Origin of the sequence: Halomonas litopenaei, from assembly GCF_003045775.1 — a bacterium.
GTDB classification, from domain to species: Bacteria; Pseudomonadota; Gammaproteobacteria; order Pseudomonadales; family Halomonadaceae; genus Halomonas; species Halomonas litopenaei.
Genome location: NZ_PXNS01000049.1, coordinates 1 through 411 on the forward strand (window position 1 = coordinate 1; position 411 = coordinate 411).

Genomic DNA, 411 nt, shown 5'->3' on the forward strand with positions numbered 1-411 from the left:
GGTGCCGATGGCGCCGAGCTGACCGCTGCAGAACTGGTGGACAGCACCGCCGGCAGCCTGGACTTCAACGCCGACGGTACCATCACCTTTACTCCGGCGGCGGGCTTCGAGGGGACCGCCGAAATCCTCTATACCCTGACCGACAACGACGGTGATACCAGCCAGGCGACCTGGCGGGTGGAGGTGGAGGACGACGAGCCCGAGATCGAGATCAATCCCGAGTCGCCCAATGCCTCGGGCAACAGCGAGGTCGACGAGGCGGGTCTCGATGACGGCGGAAGCAAGGCGCAGACCGACCTTGAGACCACTCTGGGGTCGCTCACCATCGACACCGGCAGTGACACCCTGGCCAAGGTGGAGATCGATGGTATCGATGTGACCGACGGTACCGAGGCCAATCCGGTCGAGGTC

Annotated in this window: 1 protein-coding gene; it reads left to right on the forward strand. The window is 64.7% G+C overall.

The window, feature by feature from the left end; all coding sequences use genetic code 11:
• On the forward strand, positions 1–411 hold a 411-nt coding region (locus C6W88_RS21815; protein ID WP_197037182.1), incomplete at both ends, for a cadherin-like domain-containing protein.